The sequence below is a fragment of the Vitreoscilla massiliensis genome, assembly GCF_001457815.1.
In the GTDB taxonomy this organism is placed as follows: Bacteria; Pseudomonadota; Gammaproteobacteria; order Burkholderiales; family Neisseriaceae; genus Vitreoscilla; species Vitreoscilla massiliensis.
Window position 1 is genome coordinate 525,802 of the sequence record NZ_LN898221.1, and the last position, 18,737, is coordinate 544,538.

Sequence of the window (18,737 nt, forward strand, 5' to 3'; positions counted from 1 at the left end):
GATTCTGTGGGCGCTGTTATGTGTATAGCTATGTGTTCTAATCACACATCTTGGTGGTAAACATGGGTTTGATCCGGCACAAAGCTTTGCAACACCGCCAAATCGCCATTGGTGTAAAACTCGTTTTGCCCGAGTTTACCCGTGTCATTCAACAAGCCATGCGCTTCTAAAATGTGTTTGGTCTGCCGCGCCACCGCCACGCCCGAATCAATGATGGTAATGCTCTCAGGCAATAAGCGCTGCAAATTGGCCTTCAAATACGGGTAATGGGTGCAACCGAGCACCAATTGGTCGATGTTTTGCGCCAACATGGGATTCAAATACTGGCGCAACAAGGCATCCATTTCCGGTGTATTGATGTTGCCCGCTTCAATAAGACTGACCAAGTCGTAACCGATTTGGCTGTGCACCACCACATTGTCGTAAGACACGGCCGCGTGTTGGTATTGCTCGGAAATAATGGTGCGTTTGGTCGCGAGCACGCCGATGTGACCAGTTTTGGTCAAGGCTGCTGCTGGTTTGATGGCCGGCTCCAAGCCGACAAACGGCACCGCATAATCATGGCGCAACACCTTCATCGCATTGGTGGTGGCGGTATTGCACGCCACCACGATTACCTTGGCATTTTTTTCCAGCAAAAATTCCACTTTTTGTTTGGATAAGGCGATGATTTCATCTTGGCTTTTGTCGCCATAAGGCGCGTTGTGACTGTCGGCAAAATACACCGTGTTTTCATGCGGCAGCAAGCGGTGTACTTCATGCCAAATCGAAGTACCGCCGACGCCAGAATCAAATAAGCCGATGGGATGTTGGTTGTTCATGTGCAGCGATTAAACTTAGGTTATAAGGTGTTTACAGGCCGCTTATTATGCGCTCTTGTGGGTAAAGCGCCAACATTGGTGGATTTTTTTGTTGCGAAAATCCTCAGGCACCGATTGTTTCGACACATCTTTCACCGCATAGCGCGCCGACACGGCCTCATCCAATTCAAAACTGCGCAAATTATTGGAGAAAAACAGCGTGCCTGTGGGCGACAGCAAGCGCATCGCACCATCAATCAAGCGCTGTTGGTCGCGTTGCACATCCAAGATTTCCAGCATTTTCTTGCTATTAGAGAAACTCGGCGGGTCCATCACGATGACATCAAACTGTTTTTGCTCAAAAAACGCGTCTTGCAAATACTGGAACACGTCTTGGCGCACGATTGCATGTTTGTTTTCATCAATCTGGTTCAATTCAAAATTGCGCTTGGCCCAATTCAAATAGGTATTGGACAAATCCACAGTCTCACTGCTGCTGGCGCCGCCAGTGGCCGCATACACGGTAAAACTGCCAGTATAGGCAAACAAATTCAAAAAACGCTTGCCGGCAACCATCTCACCCACCACTTGGCGGGTATTGCGGTGGTCTAGGAACAAACCCGTGTCCAAATACTTGTCCAGATTCACCCAAAACAAGCGGCCGTTTTCCTGTACGGTAAAGTCAGCACCATCGCGACCGGTTTTTTCGTATTGTTCTTCGCCTTTTTGGCGTTTGCGCACCTTTACCGCCACATCTTCAGGGCGAAAGCCGGTGACAAAACAAATCGCCTCTATGGCTTCGTTCAGCCATGCTTGGTGTTCATCCGCATGCATCAGCCAACCGGTATCAAATTCTTGCAAATGCACGTGGTCACCATACACATCGATGATCAATGGGTATTGCGGAATGTCCCTATCATATAAGCGAAAGGCTTCGATGTTTTGGCGACGTGCCCATTTGATAAGATGTTTGGCATTCTTGCCCAAGCGGTTGGCAAACGCGGTGATTTCAGACATGAGATTTCAATTTAACAACAGTGAGACGCACATTGTACCGAAATTTTCCATCAATACGCAGCAAATATGCATTAATACTTGCATGAAACAATAAATTGCATTACTATGGTCGACTACTTTCAATTTGAAGCCGTCGTCTTCAACCTCTGCCTGCTATTTCTCTCGTGATTTTCTTTGAAAAATCAGACTTTCGAGCAAGCTGAAAATCCCAACCGATTGGTTGTCGCCGACATTCGTAACCTAAAGCCACAGGGCTTTTCGGCAAAATACCACGCGGTAGGGGCTTCTAGCTCACGTATTGCTTGTTGTTTGCTGTTTTCATTACAGGAATGGTATGTCCATCACTTTTGCAGATTTAAAACTTAACGCTACTTTGGTTAAAACCATCACCGACGCAGGCTATGTTTCTCCTACACCCGTACAAATGCAATCCATCCCAGCCGCTTTAGAAGGCCATGATTTGTTGGTGTCAGCCCAAACCGGTAGTGGTAAAACCGCAGCGTTTTTGTTGCCTGCGTTGGAAAAATTACAAGCTCGCAGCGACAAACCCGGCAAAGGCCCACGCGTATTGGTATTGACCCCTACCCGCGAATTGGCACAACAAATCGAGAAAAACGCGCAGATTTACGGCGAAAACATGAAATGGTTGCGCACCGTGACTTTGGTAGGCGGCACTTCATTCGGTTACCAAACCCGCGCTTTGAACCGTCCTATTGACATCATCGTGGCCACTCCAGGCCGTTTGATGGACCACATGCGCCAAGGCCGCATCGACTTTTCTCGTTTGGAAATGTTGATTTTAGACGAAGCCGACCGCATGTTGGACATGGGTTTTGTTGACGACATCGAAACCATCGTTGCCGCCACCCCAGACGACCGTCAAACCTTGTTGTTCTCTGCCACTTTGGACGGCATCGTGGGCAACATTGCTCGCAAAATCACCAACGAGCCACAAAGCATTGAAATCGAACGCGTGCAAGAAGAAAGCCGCATCGAAGAACAATTGATTTACTCTGACGACTTCCGTCACAAAGACCGTTTGTTAGACCACATCTTGCGCGATGCCAACATCGACCAGTGTGTGATTTTCACGGCAACCAAAGCATTTACCGAACAATTGGCCGACCAATTGTACGAAAAAGGCTACGCTGCAGAATGCTTGCATGGCGACATGCCACAAAGCTGGCGTAACCGTACCTTGAACAACTTGCGTACTGGCCGCACCAAAATCTTGGTGGCAACCGACGTGGCTGCTCGTGGTATCGACGTTCCGACCATCACCCATGTGATCAACTACGACTTGCCTAAACAAGCCGAAGACTATGTACACCGCATTGGCCGTACGGGTCGTGCCGGTCGCAGTGGCATTGCCATCACTTTCGCGGAAGTGAAAGAGTACATGAAAGTCAGCAAAATTGAGCGTTACTTGAAACGCCAATTGCCAGAAGCTGAAATCGAAGGCTTGGAAGCCACCCGTCGCAAACCTAAAGGTGGTGCGGGTCGCAATGGCGGCAACGGCCGTCGCGGTGGCAACAGCGGTGGTTACGGCGATCGTCGTCGTTCATTCGGTGGTCGAGGTGACGACAACCGTGGCAACCGCAGCGAAGGTGGCCGTTCTTACGGCGCACGCGATGGCAACCGCAATGATGACAACCGTGGCAACCGTGAAGAGCGCAGCACTGAGCGCGGCGAATACCGTGGCAACAACGAAGGCGCACGCAAATCATTCGGCGGCAATGGCGCTCGCAGCGAAGGCGGTCGTGCTTACGGTTCACGTGACGGCAACCGCAGCGAAGGTGGCGCACGCAAATCTTACGGCAATGGTAACGGCAATGGCGCGCGCAAATCATTCGGCGGTAACGGCGGCAAAAGCCAAGGCCAAGGCGGCAACCGTCGTCGCAGCAACAGCCAAGCTTAATCCAAGCCATTAATTAAGGCTTTATCCCATACAAGCGGCCTGTAAACAGTTACAGGCCGCTTTTTTATGCACAGAAAACACATGATGCTGACTTCAGATTAAGGGGCTGTTTCCCATTTTCACAGCATCACCATCATATTTTTATCGGCCATCATCATGGGTTTAATTAGATTCAAAAACTTTTTGCAATACCACTCTGCAAACCGTCAGCAAGCAAACAATATGGGCATTCATCAGGGCTGGCGAAATATTGGCAATTGACGTTTCCTTAAATGCATCAGACAGTCTTCTAATGCAGTCACTTTAATCACTGTCTTTACCAAGCCATATTTCTGATAGCCACTTCATTCACCGCAAACAAAGTTTCACTTTGTCTGCGTATTTCACATATGCTCAGGGGGATAAGCCAGTATCTTTAATCAAAATATTTCTTATCAGGCTCAATCTGCCCCCATACTAAAATCATCGGTACTTGGGCTGAAATATACGTATCGATGTACATCGCGGCCGTGCCTGTTTTTGAATACCAAACATAGTAATGCATGGGCTTGAAGGGTTTGCCTGCCCCTTCTTCCTCCAAGCTCCATAAAGGCTCGTTTGGTTTTTGTACCGGTAAATGCCTATTGCTGGCGATGACTTGAGCAGGCGGCAATCGACTGAGCCAGCGCGTATCTGCATCAAACCCCCCATATTTTTTTATATAGCAATTGCTAAGCTGGATATCAATGAAGCCACGCTCATTTTTGTTGCCTATGTCACTAAGGGTCACTAACATACCTTCAGGCTCAGTATGACATTGCGCATTTTTCCACAGCTCATATGATGAAGCATGATTGTATTGACGGTATTTTGATTTATTATTCAATACAGCCACACCCCAAATTTTTGATAATTCGGGGCCCGTTTTTTCATACAAGCATTGATGATCCATGTGCTCATAGATTTGCTGTATCAAATCATCTTTGGATTGCACTTTTCTTAAATCACTGCAGGCCGCAGCAGAATCTGATTCTGATGCTGACTTTGAACAAGCAAGTAGCATACTGCAGCCCATCAATACCCATATCAGTCGTAACATGGCTGGCTTTCAATAGTGACTGAGAACATGTTGCATCACCCAATATTAACTCACTGCAATACATCGGTAACCACAAACATACCATTTATGATTGATATCAATGTGTTATTTGAGCCACGATGAGCTTAACTTTTCAGCTATTTCGGATATGGTCGTGGCCACTTCTGTATGCCATCCCAAACAGCTTTAAATAAAGCTGGCCGCCACATTAATGCATATCGCCAAAATGGTGGTGTTAAAACCATAGGCCAAGATGATGTGCAGCAAATTCAGGACGCGCATATTGCGGCTGCTGATGCTGACATCGGCGGTTTGTGCCGATGTGCCGATGACATAGCTGAAATAAATAAAATCCGGATACAAGGGCTCGGGCGTGCTCGGAAAGTCCAAGCCGCCGCTGCTGCCTGCATGCCTAGCCAGATAAAAATCGTGCGCGTAATGTATTGCAAAAATGGTGTGGATAAAGAACCACGCGCTGATGACGGTCAACACCGCCAAAGCCAAATGGCCAAGCTTCAGCTCGGCATTATTCGGCATGTGCGCCAATTCCACCACGATGGCCACCACACACATCAACAGGCTCAACACCACCAAAGCCAAGATGATCCACTTGCCCAAATCTTGTTCTTGCGCCCGCCGCAAAATATGGCTGCTGCTGGTGTGCCACAACTTCGGCAAGGTAAACAGCAAATACAGCCACACCGACACATTCCAAGCCAACAGCAAACGTGTGCTGCCTTGCCAATCGGTGGCCAGCGCCAATAGCACGAACAACACTGCCGTCAGCAGCAAGCTGATGAAAAAATACGGTCGGTGCACGATGGCATTACGCCAATGTCGGTATCCCAGCATAGTGCTTGCTCCTCTTTATTTGTCACCCACTGTAGCAAGATTAAGCGGCCTGTAAATGCTTACAGGCCGCTTAATCTTATTGATTGAACGAATCAGTGTTGAATATAGTGGTTCAGACACTGGCCAATAATTTGCGCGCGCACACCACAATTTGCCTGTGATGTGCCGCCACTGCGCCCAATTGCAAGGCCAATTCACGCTCATAAACCGTCACATCGTAATGTGGCAATTTGGCTTTGCGGTGAAAGCGGCGTTGCTCCAATTGCAAGGTCTGCAAGGCAAAGGCGTGCATTTCTTCCCAACTGTCGGCGACCAAATGGCACCACAATTTGCCGTGTTTGGCTATGCGCATATCGTCTACCCATACGGCCATGGCATGCACCTTTGTGTTGTCTGTGATGTTGCATCATGACACAAGCGCATGCTGGTTTACAAGCACAACAAAGCGGCCTGTAAAACTGTTTACAGGCCGCTTTTCATTTGATTAAGTGTTGTAAATCAAGCGTATTATTCGCTCACACCCGATACTTTTTTCACTTGTTCCATAGGCGAATGGCGAATGTCTATGCCTTTGGCCAAATACACTACATGCTCAGACACATTCAAAGCATGGTCGCCAATGCGTTCTATCGCCTTGAACATAAACAGCGTGTCCAAACTGGTGCGAATGGTGCGCGGATCTTCCATCATGTAAGTGATTTGTTGGCGCAACAAATTGTCGTACTCATGGTCGAGCAAATCGTCTTCTTTGTTCAACTGCACCACCACCGTGGCATCCAAACGCGCAAACGCGTCCAGCGCCGTGTGTATCATGCTCAAAGAGCGCTGCGCCAAGCGGTTTAAATCGTGGAATTGGTGTGGCAGCGCGCCATTTTTGGTAATCAAGCTGCTGCCATACAAGGCGATTTTTTTGACCTCATCACCGATGCGCTCCAAGTCAGTGATGATGCGTGTCACCGTCAACACCAAACGCAAATCCCCTGCGGCGGGTTGGCGGCGCGCGATGATCAATTGACACTGATCATCGATGCTCACCTCCATCTCGTTCACAGTGCGATCGGCCGCCACCACTTCTTGCAACAAGCCACTGTTGGTGTCTTCCAAACCTTTGATGACGTTTCGTAATTGCTGCTCAACCAAACCGCCCATTTTCATGACCATGGTGCGGACGGTTTCCAACTCTTGGTTAAACTGTGAAGAAATGTGTTCAGCCATTATCAGGATATCCTAGTTCGTAACATAGGCCACAAGCATAACAACACTAGATGACATTCATGTGACAGTGGTTGATCAATGGTGTGACTGTTTTATGTCACGCAAGACATTCAACAAATTCTCTTGTAACACATCGTCGACCAACATCGGAATTTCTTCATTGATGTTGTCTTGCAAGCGTTGCACCAAGGCGGTGGTTTGGCGATTGAGCTCATTGCGCACCAAACCTGCCAACATGTCGACAAAATACGGTTTTAATTTCGTCGCCAATTGGTTCAACAATTCTTGCTCGCTGACCACACTCAAGCGCTCAGTCGCGTCAATATCAGGTGTCACTATCTGCACATGCACAGGTGCGTACATATTGCGGTCGGTGGCGGCTTCAGGTTGTGCCTCCGTCACCGCAATATCGGGAATAACTGCTTCTAACACATCGCTTGTCGTGTCGGCATCGCTCCCAACCTCGGCTTGGGTTTTCAACCACAATACCTGATCGGCTGCATCGACATTGGGCGCGGCACTTTGCAATACCTCGTTGTTGTGCGCTTGCCACTCTTCTTTGAACATCACTTTGCGGTCGGCGCTGTCCAAAATATCGGGTTCGCGCTTGTGTTGCCACAAAGACAAGAAGCCATCCAAGATTTTGTGGCGCTCTTCCAAGCTTAAAGCGGTTTTTTCGGCCACTTCATTGGCTTTGTCGATCAATTCTTGGCTGGGCTCGCTGCTGACCATGCTCGCCACCACCGCAAATTCGTCAAACGGCACTTGTTTGGCCGCGGCCTTTAAATCGTCCAAAGGCGGTGTGACCACGATTTCTGGCGCAGACACTTCTTCTTCAGCCAACACATCGGTCACTGCGGTTTCTATTCTTGTTTCAGCATGGTGTTCCCCGCCCAAAGACTGGATTTGCGCTTCCAAGTCTTCCATGCTCCACACCGGCGCTGCTGTCGCTTTCGGGGTGTGGTATTCGGTCGCAGGTGTGTTTTTGACCAAACGCTGCGCCTCTTTCAAGCTGAAACTCAAGCGGTCCAAATCTTTGCCTGCTGCCAAAGCCGTGGCGGCAGGTTGGTACAATTCGGTGGTCTTCATCGACGTCACTTTGAGCACACCGGCCTGTACGTCTTGCTTGGCAAACGCTTTGTGCTCTGATTCTGCCGTGTTGTCATCGGGTTCGGCACGGCGTTGGTGGCGTATGGTTTCCAATGTGGCAATCCAATCTATCCCCTCAGCGTCATCATTGTTCAAGTCTTGACCGGCCTCATGATCATTCAATACCGCCACCTGACCTTCGCTCTCGCTTTTGAGCGCCGCCGCCTGTGCTGCTTCGCTCACCTCCACTCGCACAGGTGCCGCATGTTGAGGTTTGGACGCAGCGCTGACTTCTTCGTCGTCACCAGCTAAATAAAAGACCAAATTTTTATTCGGTTGCATGGTTTTTTTATCCTTTGGATATGCAGTCAAAATAGCCATTTAAAACACTTGTTTTGTATTCTAGCATCATTCCGTGGCAGCGTAGCAGCCAGTTACACGCTAATTTATCCGCAGAGTCTACCTGACAAATAGCGCATACACCGCTACAATGATTGTTTTTATTGTATGGGTTAAAACCATGTTAGATATTCAAGTGTTGCGCAATGAATTGCCGCGCGTCACACAAGCCATGCAAAGCAGAAATTTCGCGTTTGATGCAGAACAATTCACCCAATTGGATGAGCAACGCAAAACCTTGCAAACCAAAACCCAAGAATTACAGGCCAAACGCAACCAAGTGTCCAAACAAATCGGCATCGCCAAAAGCAAAGGCGAAGATGCCAGCGCCATCATGGCCGAAGTGGGCAATTTGGGTGAAGAATTGAAACAAGCCGAAGAGGCTTACAAAGTGGTGCAAGAACAATTGGATGATTTGTTATTGCATCTGCCCAACGTGCCTAATGCATCCGTGCCTGTGGGTCGCGATGAAAACGACAATGTTGAAGTGCGCAAAGTGGGCAGCCCACGCACATTTGATTTTGACGTCAAAGACCATGTGGATTTGGGCGCACCTTTGGGTTTGGATTTTGAAACCGGCGCCAAATTGTCGGGCGCACGTTTCACCGTGATGCGTGGCCAAATTGCCTTGTTACACCGTGCGTTGGCGCAATTCATGCTCAATACCCACACCATCAAACATGGTTATACCGAGCATTACACCCCTTACATCGTCAATCCAGAAATCCTGTTTGGTACTGGCCAATTGCCGAAATTTGCCGAAGACATGTATGCGGTGCAATCTGGCGACACCGAAGTGGAAGCGCAAAAACAGTATTTGATTTCCACCTCTGAAATCACCTTGACCAATACCGTGCGCGAAAGCATTTTAAAAGCAGACGATTTGCCAATCAAAATGACCGCGCATTCGCCTTGTTTCCGCTCTGAAGCCGGCTCTTACGGCAAAGATACCCGCGGCTTAATCCGCCAACACCAATTCGACAAAGTGGAAATGGTGCAAGTGGTGCATCCTGAGCACTCTTATGCCGCTTTGGAAGAAATGGTCGGACATGCCGAAGCGATTTTGCAAGCCTTGGAATTGCCTTACCGCGTGATTACCTTGTGCACCGGCGACATGGGCTTCAGCGCCGCCAAAACCTACGATTTGGAAGTTTGGGTGCCGGCACAAAACACTTACCGTGAAATCTCCAGCTGTTCAAACTGCGAAGACTTCCAAGCGCGCCGCATGAAAACCCGTTTCAAAGATGAAAACGGCAAAAACCAATTGGTGCATACCTTAAATGGTTCGGGTTTGGCCGTTGGTCGCACTTTGGTAGCGGTATTGGAGAACTATCAGCAAGCTGATGGCTCCATCAAAGTGCCAACCGTGTTGCAAGGTTTGATGAACGGCATCACTGAGTTGCGCGCTTAATTCCCACAAGCGGCCTGTAAAGCCAAGGAGCCAACATGAAACGCGTTAAATCCATCGCAGCCGATGAACAAGATGTGCAAAACTTCAATGATCAAGGCTTTTTACGCAAGTTGGCGCGCTACGCTTTGCGCTTGGGCAGGCCGGTGGTGGAACAATTGTATGCCTTGTATTTCATGCTGCAATCGCAGGACACGCCGATGCGCAGCAAGATGGTCATCGTGGGCGCTTTGCTGTATTTTGTCAGCCCAGTGGATTTGGTGCCCGACATCTTAGGCCCACTTGGTTTTAGCGATGATTTGGCGGTGATTGCGATGGTGTACAAACAGATGAAAATCTATTTGACCGCCGACATCCGTGCTCGCGCCGCCGAGGCCACGGCCAAATTGATGCAGCGCATGCGCTAAACCAATACCAGAGGTCAAACAACGAAAACGCTTTCGTATGAAAGCGTTTTTTATTGGTAATATCCAAGTAAAAGCGGCCTGTAAATGATTTACAGGCCGCTTTTAACATGTTTGCTTACATCAAAGGTGACACACCCATGACTTCGTTCAAGAAATTGGTGAATGCAGGATTGGTAGGTTTGCTGCTCATGTTTGGCCAGCGTTGGCTCCAACCACTCAAAGCATTTTGAATCAAGCGTTTGGATTGCTCGGTATTGATTTGCCCGCTTTGACTTTGGGTCGCGGCGCGCAGATACACGGCATAAACACTGTCATCAACACTGTTGTGACCAACCAATTTGATGCGGTAATCATTCAGCAATTGCGCCGCCTGTACCTTGGTCAATTCGCCCTTGCCCACACGCATGCTCAATTCATTGGCACGGTTACGGATATTGGCAACATCGGCCCAGTGGCTGGCAGACAAGCGGTAAGGCTTCACTTGATTGCTGCTCTCTACGTTCACTCCTCGACCGCCACCATAACCAAACAAATCACTTGGCGTGGTACAAGCAGTTAAGGCAGCACTCATTGTCAATACAGACAAAAAAATTTGGATTTTTTTCATTTGCTCAATATAACACAAAAAGTCACTGCCCTAAACTTACCGCATTTCGCCGCAATTCACAAGTATTAACTCTTAATACTTATCAGGCCAAATTTTCGAACAATGGCGTAGACAAGTAGCGTTCACCGTTAGATGGGATGATGACCACAATGTTTTTGCCCTTGTTTTCTGGACGGCGCGCCAATTGCACCGCAGCCCAAACCGCCGCACCTGAAGAAATACCCACCAATACGCCTTCTTGTGAACCCACGGCACGTGCGGTTTCAAACGCTGCTTCGCTTGGTACTTGCACGATTTCGTCGTAGATTTCGGTATTCAAAATCGATGGTACGAAACCCGCGCCTATGCCTTGAATCGGATGTGGGCCTTTGGCTCCGCCTGACAATACTGGCGATGCCGCTGGCTCTACTGCCACCACTTGGATGTTAGGGTTTTTGGCTTTCAAGACTTCGCCGATACCGGTGATGGTGCCGCCTGTGCCCACACCTGCCACCACGATGTCTACTTTACCATCGGTGTCGTTCCAGATTTCCAAGGCAGTGGTGTTGCGGTGCACTTCTGGGTTGGCTGGGTTTTCAAATTGTTGTGGGATAAAGAATGAATCTGGATTGGCTTCGGCCAATTCTTTGGCTTTGGCAATCGCGCCGCCCATGCCTTCAGGGCCAGGGGTCAATACCAATTCCGCGCCATAAGCACGCATCAACATGCGGCGTTCGCGGCTCATGGTTTCAGGCATGGTGATGATCAATTTGTAACCGCGTGCCGCACACACCATGGCCAAACCAATACCGGTATTGCCAGAAGTAGGCTCAACAATGGTGGTATTTTTGTTGATTTTGCCTGCTTTTTCCGCTGCATCTATCATCGCCACCGCAATACGGTCTTTCACGCTAGAACCTGGATTGAAGAATTCCAATTTGGCCAATACTGTGGCTTCAGCACCTTCAGTCACACGGTTTAATTTTACCAGCGGGGTGTTGCCTACCAACTCGGTTATGTTGTTTGCAATTTTCATTGATCATCATCCTATGCGTTTAAGTTGATTAAAATTCTGTATGCGGCATTATGACGCACTTACACTTGCCACGGCAAAGAACATAAAACTATATCCATATACCTGGTTTGCATGCTTTAGTTCACATGCCACCACGTCATCAGTGCCCATGTGGTCGGGCCATAATACAGCGGCAAGGTTTTGGGCTGGGCAAACTTGTTCCAATATACCATGCGCCATTCATCGCTATACCATTGCGGTATCACATAATATTGATGCCTGAGCACCCTGTCCAAAGACCGCGACACTGCAATCAGCTCTTCGCGCGATTCAAAATGCTCAAACCGCTTTAAAATCGCATCAATGGCAGGCTCACAACTACCGACCATATTGCCGTTGCGCGACGGTGGCGTTTTGGCCGAGGCGCAGCTGTGCATTTCCATTTGCTCGTTGCCGGGGCTTTGGCTTTGCGCATACACATGGGTGATAATGTCGTAATCAAACTCTTGCAAGCGTTTTTGGTAAATGGCGCTGTCGACCAAACGAATTTTCAGTGTGATGCCCAATTTGGCCAAATCGCGCTGCCATTTGCCCGCCGCACGCTCGTGGCTTTTACCATTGGTCAGGTATTCTAAGTTTACAGGCCGACCTTGTTTGTCAATTAAACGCCCGTTCTGATAGCGATAACCGGCCTGTAACAACATTAAACGCGCTTGCAACAGATTAGGACGCACGCCCAATTGGGGGCTGACTTTCGCCGGCATAGGCACAGGCTTGTTAAATACCTGCGGTGGCAATTGTGCACGCAGCGGCTCCAATACCTTCAATTCACCAGCACTGGGCAGGCCGTCGGCCGCCAACTCGCTGTTGGTGAAATAGCTGTAAGGTCGCTTGTACAAACCATAAAAAATTTGCTGGTTGATGGTTTCAAAATCAAAACTCAGGCTCAAGGCTTGGCGGAATTTGACATCATTCAGTGGTGCGCGGCGCGTGTTTAAGGCATAACCTTGCAGGCCGGCATTGTTTTTGTGGGCAAACGACTGCATTTGCAAGCCGCGTTTGGCCAAACTTGGATTGGCATAGGCTCGCGCCCAGTTTTTGGCCGAGTTTTCATAAGTCAAATCGATTTTGCCGGCTTTCAAGGCCTCGGTAAACGCCGTTGGGTCGCGATATACTTTAAAGCGAATGTGGTCAAAATTCCAAAAACCTTTGCGTATCGGCAAGTCTTGCGCCCAATAATCGGGACGGCGCTGGTAATCAACCAATTGCCCAAACTCATGCCGTGCCAAACGGTACGGCCCTGAGCCTATGGGCAAGACATTGGCCGATTTGGCAAATCCCAAAGGAAAGCTTTTGTGCGAAAAAATCTGAATTTGACCCAAAATCAAGTGCAATTCGGCATTGGGCTTGGCAAACTCAAAACGCACCCGTCGCTGATCCAGTGCCACCACCCGTTTCACATCAGCATAGTAAAAGCGGTATAAAGGTGTCGCCGCCTCGTCTTTGGTAATGGTATTAAAGGTGTACACCACGTCTTCTGCCAACACCGCATCGCCGTTTTGAAAACGCGCTTTCGGATTTAAGGTAAAAGTGACCGACAGCTTGTCTGGTGCCAAATCTATGTCGCTGGCGAGCAAACCATACATGGCAAACGGCTCGTCCCAACTTTCCACCATTAAGGTATCAAACACAAAATTGTCGCCCAATTCAGCCAAGCCGGGCAATTTATCGCCTTTGAGCAAATACGGATTCAAGGTATTGAAGTCACCCAAAGCCCCCATCACCAAGCTGCCCCCTTTGGGCGCATTGGGATTGGCATAGGCAAAACCGTGTTTGCCATCGGCGTATTTGGCCGGAGCGCCCATGGCCAAACCATAATCGGCGTGTACGGGCAGGCTCCAAAGCAGCGGCAATACGGCCACGGACATCAAAACATAAGCGGGTTGAAGCAGGCGGTGCAAGGGCATAAATTCAGGCTGCCTATTGAAGTAAGCAAACGCTTATTAAGTTAATCAAACCACACACAAGCGGCCTGTAAACACGTTTACCAGACCCCAATATGTGTTTGTAATATTCTGAATACAGCACTAAGCGATGGTAATCCACCACAAGCCACGCTGAAATAGTGCCTTGATTTACTGGCAAACACCCAAGCAAAATCTTGCAGTTTATGACAATAAATCAAATATTGTTGTGACAACAATTGGTGCAAGAATCACAATTGGCTTATAATCGCGGCTGTTCACCTCATGATACCGTATAAGGATAATTGTATGGGATTTTTGCAAGGCAAAAAAATTCTAATTACTGGCATGATTTCTGACCGCTCGATTGCTTATGGCATAGCCAAAGCATGTCGCGAGCAAGGTGCAGATTTGGCCTTTACATTTGCAGTAGACAAGCTGGAAGACCGCGTGCGCAATTTGGCCGCAGAATTTGATTCTGAACTGGTGTTTCATTGTGATGTCGCCAGCGACGAAGAAATCAACCAATTGTTTGTTGATTTGGGCAAACATTGGGAAGGTCTGGATGGTTTGGTCCACGCAATTGCCTTCGCTCCCAAAGAAGCATTACAAGGTGATTTTTTAGACAGCTTAAGCCGTGAAGCTTTCAATACTGCACAAGACATTTCTGCATACAGCTTCCCAGCGATGGCCAAAGCGGCCCGTCCGATGATGAAAGGCCGTAACTCAGCTTTACTGACATTGACGTATTTGGGCGCTGTGCGTGCCATCCCTAACTACAATTTGATGGGCATGGCCAAGGCAAGTTTGGAATCTTCAGTGCGCTTTACTGCTGCGGCAGTGGGCAAAGATGGCATCCGTTGTAACGCCATTTCTGCGGGTCCAATCAAAACCTTAGCAGCTTCTGGTATCTCCAATTTCAGCCGTCTTTTGGGCCATGTTGCCTCCCACAATCCATTGGGACGCAATGTGACTACTGAAGAAGTCGGAAATGTGGCAGCCTTCTTGCTATCGGATTTAGCGTCTGGCGTCACCGGAGAAATTACTTATGTCGATGGTGGCTACAGCATCAATGCACTGAGCGTTGAAGAAGGTCAATAGAACCTTTCCCATTACACACTAAGTAGGAGTTACCCATCATGGTACGAAAATTTGGATCAGAATTACGTGAATTTTTAATGCGTGGCAACGTCATCGACTTGGCAGTCGGTGTGGTGATAGGTGGTGCTTTTGGTACCATCGTCAAATCACTGGTAGATGACGTAATCATGCCTCCGATTGGTTTATTGCTTAACGGTGTGGATTTCAGTAATTTGTTCGTCGTGTTAAAAGACGGGGCCAAAGGTGCCGGTGACTACTCTACCATTGCTGCTGCCAAAGCCGCTGGTGCGGTGACTTTGAACTATGGCTTGTTCATCAATGCCATCATTCAGTTTTTAATCGTCGGTACTGCCATCTTTATGTTGGTGCGCACCGTGAACAAATTGCACAAAGCCCCTGCACCAGAAGCAGCACCAGAAACCAAAGATTGCCCGATGTGCTTCACTGCCATTCCAGCGCAAGCGCACCGTTGTCCACATTGCACTTCGCAATTGGACGGCACCACTTTGGATACCAGCCATTAAGATTGGTACAGCAAACCCAAAAACCCGCTTTTAAGCGGGTTTTTGTCTGTCTGTGATGCTCGTTAACCCAAATACATGTTTTACAGGCCGCTTACCAACGCCTCTCAGGCGCCCGCGGCAAATACACCTCATCGCTGTAAGCATCCAACCATGTCGGTTTAAACGCCACCATCACCGCCACCAATAAACCGGTTAAGAAACCCTCACCCCACATCAACAACAAAAACACCGGCAATACCTCTTGCTGTATCACATAGGCACTGAAGCGGCCTGTAAGCGCCAAAGCACTCGCCAAACACAGTCCCGTAAACACCATGCTCACGCCCGCGGTGACAAAACCATTTCCCAAGATGAACACAAACAAATGCTTGGGCAACACCCGACGCATCAGCGCCATCAAGGCCATATTCACCAGCCACGCTGGCAATACCGCCAACAACACATTGACAGGCAAAACCAACCACTGTTGCCCATGCCAAGCACTGGGCGCATAAAAAGCCACGCACACCAATAACAACACACCCAGTGCCGTTCGCGCTTGTAACATCAAACAGGCCAAAGTCATGCCGATTAAATGCAAGCCCAAACCGGCACTGGCGCCGCGACTGACATTGATGCTCAAGCCCCATAAAAACAGCAGCAACAGCAGCAAAGCCACACTCCGCCCTTGCCACAGCCGCCGCCACAATAAGCGCTCCTGCCCAACCCAGACCAGCAATGCCGCAAGTAGCGCGGTCGCGGCATACGCCAAGGCAACAGGAACGTCTTTATCCAGCAACACCATGTTTGTGTTCTTTCACATAAGCTTGGTAACGCTCTGCCAAAGCCAGCAAAATGGTCGCAGTCGCGCCCCAAATGTGTTCGGTATGGGTGAATTTCACCGTGTGAAATTCTTGTTTATCGCGGATGATCGGGTATTGCACATAGCGTTTGGGCTGCATCAAATGCGCCAATGGCACCATAAATACCTTCGCCACCTCGTCGGCACAAGGGGCGATATTGGTGTGTGGTTTGAGCAAGCCAATGATCGGCACCACATTGTAAGCACTGACCGTAGGCAACGGCGGCATTTGTCCCAAGACCTCAATGCTGTCCAAGGGCACACCCAGTTCCTCATGCGCTTCGCGCACTGCCGTGGCAACAATATCAACATCAGCAGCGTCTTTTTTGCCACCCGCGAACGACACTTGACCGGCATGTTGGTGCAATTGCGGCGAGCGCACCGTCAACACCACTTGTGCCAAGCTACCAGGCTCTATTAATACCATAACTGCGGCCGGCCTGAATTGATCTGTGCCCAATTGCTGCAAATAAGGCAATTGCGCCTGTAAATTCGGGTAACACACCTCGCTCAAATCTTGGCTGACACAGCGCCGCCACAGCGTCCAATCAAAAAATGCGTCTGTCATCACTAGACATCCATCAGGAAAACATTCAGTATACCTTTTAATGCAAAATTTAAGCCAAGGAGTCCGATAAAAATCGAGCAGCTGCGTAAAAACCATTTTGACTAGAGCTGATTTAATGATACGCTTCCCTAAGAGTCTTAATTAGAGCCTAATTAAGCCAATCGTTTGGCAATGTTTAACATCTCGAGTAACACAGTAGCAAATCCATATTGAGGAGAACTATGTGAATCAGCCGTTTAATTTTGATCCGAAACAGATGTCTGAAGCCATGGAACAATGGCAAAAATTATGGTTAAACGCCTGGCAACCTGGCGCCAACGCCGCCAAACAAACCGCCGCCAATGAAAGCAACAATGTTTGGCAACAAATGCTCACTCAGCAAACAGAGATGTGGCAAAAAAATTTGGCATCGATGTTCTCATTGCCGAATAATCACATCCCTTCTGCTGCTGAACAATGGCAAAATCTGCCATTCTTTCAAAACGTGCAGAAAATGTACGCGCAAACCTGCGATTTCGTTGAGAACCAATTGCAAAGTAATCCGGCCTATTCTCGTTTAAGTGCAGAACAACAAGACAATATGGCCTTCATGACGCGCCAGTATTTGTCGGCAATGAATCCCAACAATTACTTGATGACCAATCCCGAAGCCTTGCAAGAAGCGTTTCAAACCCAAGGCCAAAGCTTGGTCAAAGGCATGCAAAACTACTTAAGCGATTTGGAAAAAGGCCGCATCACCATGTCGGACGAAAGCCAATTCGTGATGGGTGAAAACATTGCCGCAACACCGGGCAAAGTGGTGTTGAAAAACGAATTGATTGAATTGCTACATTACAAGCCGACTGCCGCCAAAGTGTATGCCAAACCTTTGCTCATCGTGCCACCGTGCGTGAACAAATACTATTTGATGGACTTGGGTCCGCAAAAATCTTTGGTCGAATACTATGTGGAACAAGGCTATAACGTGTTCTTGGTGTCTTGGCGCAGCGCCGTCGATGAAACCAAACACTTCACTTGGGACACTTATGTCGAACGCGGCGTCATCAGCGCGGTCAATGCGGCCTGTAGCATCAGCAAACAAGACAGCATCAATGCCTTGGGCTTCTGCATCGGTGGCTTGATCTTATCGACTGCTTTGTGCGTGCTCAAAGCACGTGGCGAACAACGCATAGACAATGCCATCTTGATGACGTCTATGGCCGACCATACCGAACCGGGCGACATCAAATACTTCCTGTCTGAAGACGTGGTGCGCATGCGTGAAGGCAAAATGGCGCAAGGCGGCATCATCAGCGGTTTGGAATTACAGGCCACATTCTCGGCTTTGCGTCCAGACGATTTGGTGTGGAATTATGTGCAAAACAATTACTTAAAAGGCAAATCACCGACTTCGTTTGATTTGTTGTACTGGAACAATGATTCAGTAGACCTGCCTTTGCCCATGCACACTTTCTTCTTACGCCAATTCTATTTGAACAATGCCTTAACCAAACCGGGCAGCATGAGCGTGTGCGGTGTGCCAATAGACTTGCGTAATATTGATATCCCGTTATACTTCTTTGCCGCTGAGGGTGATCACATCGTTCCTTGGTTGGCGGTTTACAGTGGCTTGCCTTTGTATGGCGACGCGCAAGAGCGCCGTTTTGTACTGGGCGAATCTGGCCACATTGCCGGTGCCATCAATCCGGTATCCAAAGACCGCCGCAGCTATTGGACGGGCAACACCGCCGGTAAAAGCGCTGAAGAATGGCGTGCCACTGCCGAAAATCACAAAGGCAGTTGGTGGAAAGATTTGAACACATGGCTGTCTAGCCGCTCTGGTAACTTGGTGAATGCCCCTAAAACCTTGGGCAACTCATCGCACAAGCCACAAGCTAATGCACCAGGTGAATATGTGCGCGCTCAAGCCATGAATGTGGTCAAAGCACACTTGGTTTAATACCCAATATAATAAT

General features: G+C 48.7%; 18 protein-coding genes. 6 read left to right on the forward strand and 12 right to left on the reverse strand.

The genetic code is table 11. From position 1 onward, the window contains the following. Positions 1-41: 41 nt before the first annotated feature. Both murI and BN3003_RS14180 read right to left on the reverse strand, forming a co-directional pair. A complete protein-coding gene (gene murI, locus BN3003_RS14175) occupies positions 42-821 on the reverse strand; it encodes a glutamate racemase (RefSeq protein ID WP_058357299.1) in 780 nt (259 codons plus the stop codon). A gap of 45 nt (positions 822-866) precedes the next feature. Then, positions 867-1,817 (reverse strand): class I SAM-dependent methyltransferase, encoded by a 951-nt coding sequence (locus tag BN3003_RS14180; RefSeq protein ID WP_058357300.1) that lies wholly within the window; start codon positions 1,815-1,817, stop codon positions 867-869. A 334-nt stretch (positions 1,818-2,151) separates the two neighbouring features. Between BN3003_RS14180 and BN3003_RS14185 the strand changes: the two genes are divergently transcribed. Next, complete coding sequence (locus tag BN3003_RS14185) at positions 2,152-3,735, forward strand: DEAD/DEAH box helicase (protein WP_058357301.1); 1,584 nt, start codon at positions 2,152-2,154, stop codon at positions 3,733-3,735. Between the two features lie 415 nt (positions 3,736-4,150). On the opposite strand, the gene BN3003_RS14190 is transcribed toward BN3003_RS14185, so the two are convergent. The 5 genes from BN3003_RS14190 to BN3003_RS14210 all read right to left on the reverse strand — a co-directional run bounded on the left by BN3003_RS14190 (position 4,151) and on the right by BN3003_RS14210 (position 8,311). Next, a complete protein-coding gene (locus BN3003_RS14190; RefSeq protein WP_058357302.1) occupies positions 4,151-4,813 on the reverse strand; it encodes a hypothetical protein in 663 nt (220 codons plus the stop codon). Positions 4,814-4,999: 186 nt separating this feature from the next. Beyond that, positions 5,000-5,665: a DUF1345 domain-containing protein gene (locus BN3003_RS14195; protein ID WP_058357303.1), complete on the reverse strand. Its 666-nt coding sequence runs from the start codon at positions 5,663-5,665 to the stop codon at positions 5,000-5,002. Positions 5,666-5,777: 112 nt separating this feature from the next. Beyond that, complete coding sequence (locus tag BN3003_RS14200) at positions 5,778-6,038, reverse strand: DUF4031 domain-containing protein (RefSeq protein ID WP_058357304.1); 261 nt, start codon at positions 6,036-6,038, stop codon at positions 5,778-5,780. A 134-nt stretch (positions 6,039-6,172) separates the two neighbouring features. After that, a complete protein-coding gene (gene phoU, locus BN3003_RS14205) occupies positions 6,173-6,880 on the reverse strand; it encodes a phosphate signaling complex protein PhoU (protein ID WP_058357305.1) in 708 nt (235 codons plus the stop codon). Positions 6,881-6,955: 75 nt separating this feature from the next. Further along, positions 6,956-8,311 carry a hypothetical protein gene (locus BN3003_RS14210; protein ID WP_058357306.1) on the reverse strand — a complete coding sequence of 452 codons (1,356 nt, stop codon included), beginning with the start codon at positions 8,309-8,311 and terminating at the stop codon, positions 6,956-6,958. A 178-nt stretch (positions 8,312-8,489) separates the two neighbouring features. Here BN3003_RS14210 and serS point away from each other — a divergent pair, with 178 nt between their 5' ends. Together serS and BN3003_RS14220 are read left to right on the forward strand one after the other, a co-directional pair. After that, on the forward strand, positions 8,490-9,779 hold the full coding sequence (serS, locus tag BN3003_RS14215; RefSeq protein ID WP_058357307.1) for a serine--tRNA ligase: 1,290 nt from the start codon (positions 8,490-8,492) through the stop codon (positions 9,777-9,779). A gap of 35 nt (positions 9,780-9,814) precedes the next feature. Next, a complete protein-coding gene (locus BN3003_RS14220; RefSeq protein ID WP_058357308.1) occupies positions 9,815-10,183 on the forward strand; it encodes a YkvA family protein in 369 nt (122 codons plus the stop codon). A 115-nt stretch (positions 10,184-10,298) separates the two neighbouring features. Here the strand turns inward: BN3003_RS14220 and BN3003_RS14225 are convergent, their stop codons facing one another. The 3 genes from BN3003_RS14225 to BN3003_RS14235 form a co-directional block, all read right to left on the reverse strand. Beyond that, the gene (locus tag BN3003_RS14225) at positions 10,299-10,754 is read right to left on the reverse strand and encodes a prokaryotic membrane lipolipid attachment site family protein (protein WP_234333089.1); all 456 of its coding nucleotides are present in this window, start codon (positions 10,752-10,754) and stop codon (positions 10,299-10,301) included. A 118-nt stretch (positions 10,755-10,872) separates the two neighbouring features. Further along, positions 10,873-11,805: a cysteine synthase A gene (gene cysK / locus BN3003_RS14230; protein ID WP_058357310.1), complete on the reverse strand. Its 933-nt coding sequence runs from the start codon at positions 11,803-11,805 to the stop codon at positions 10,873-10,875. Positions 11,806-11,921: 116 nt separating this feature from the next. Further along, positions 11,922-13,751, reverse strand: a complete 1,830-nt coding sequence (locus tag BN3003_RS14235; RefSeq protein ID WP_108721544.1) for an extracellular solute-binding protein — start codon at positions 13,749-13,751, stop codon at positions 11,922-11,924. A gap of 306 nt (positions 13,752-14,057) precedes the next feature. On the opposite strand from BN3003_RS14235, the gene fabI reads away from it, so the two are divergent. Together fabI and mscL are read left to right on the forward strand one after the other, a co-directional pair. Next, positions 14,058-14,849 (forward strand): enoyl-ACP reductase FabI, encoded by a 792-nt coding sequence (gene fabI, locus BN3003_RS14240; protein ID WP_058357311.1) that lies wholly within the window; start codon positions 14,058-14,060, stop codon positions 14,847-14,849. 38 nt (positions 14,850-14,887) lie between these two features. Next, complete coding sequence (mscL, locus tag BN3003_RS14245; RefSeq protein WP_058357312.1) at positions 14,888-15,373, forward strand: large-conductance mechanosensitive channel protein MscL; 486 nt, start codon at positions 14,888-14,890, stop codon at positions 15,371-15,373. Positions 15,374-15,464: 91 nt separating this feature from the next. On the opposite strand, the gene BN3003_RS14250 is transcribed toward mscL, so the two are convergent. After that, positions 15,465-16,157, reverse strand: a complete 693-nt coding sequence (locus BN3003_RS14250; RefSeq protein WP_058357313.1) for an energy-coupling factor ABC transporter permease — start codon at positions 16,155-16,157, stop codon at positions 15,465-15,467. After that, positions 16,141-16,782, reverse strand: a complete 642-nt coding sequence (locus BN3003_RS14255) for a CoA pyrophosphatase (RefSeq protein WP_058357314.1) — start codon at positions 16,780-16,782, stop codon at positions 16,141-16,143. Before BN3003_RS14255 ends, BN3003_RS14250 begins: the two co-directional genes overlap by 17 nt. Before the next feature lie 223 nt (positions 16,783-17,005). Between BN3003_RS14255 and BN3003_RS14260 the strand changes: the two genes are divergently transcribed. Next, the gene (locus tag BN3003_RS14260) at positions 17,006-18,721 is read left to right on the forward strand and encodes a PHA/PHB synthase family protein (RefSeq protein ID WP_234333090.1); all 1,716 of its coding nucleotides are present in this window, start codon (positions 17,006-17,008) and stop codon (positions 18,719-18,721) included. Positions 18,722-18,737: the final 16 nt, after the last annotated feature.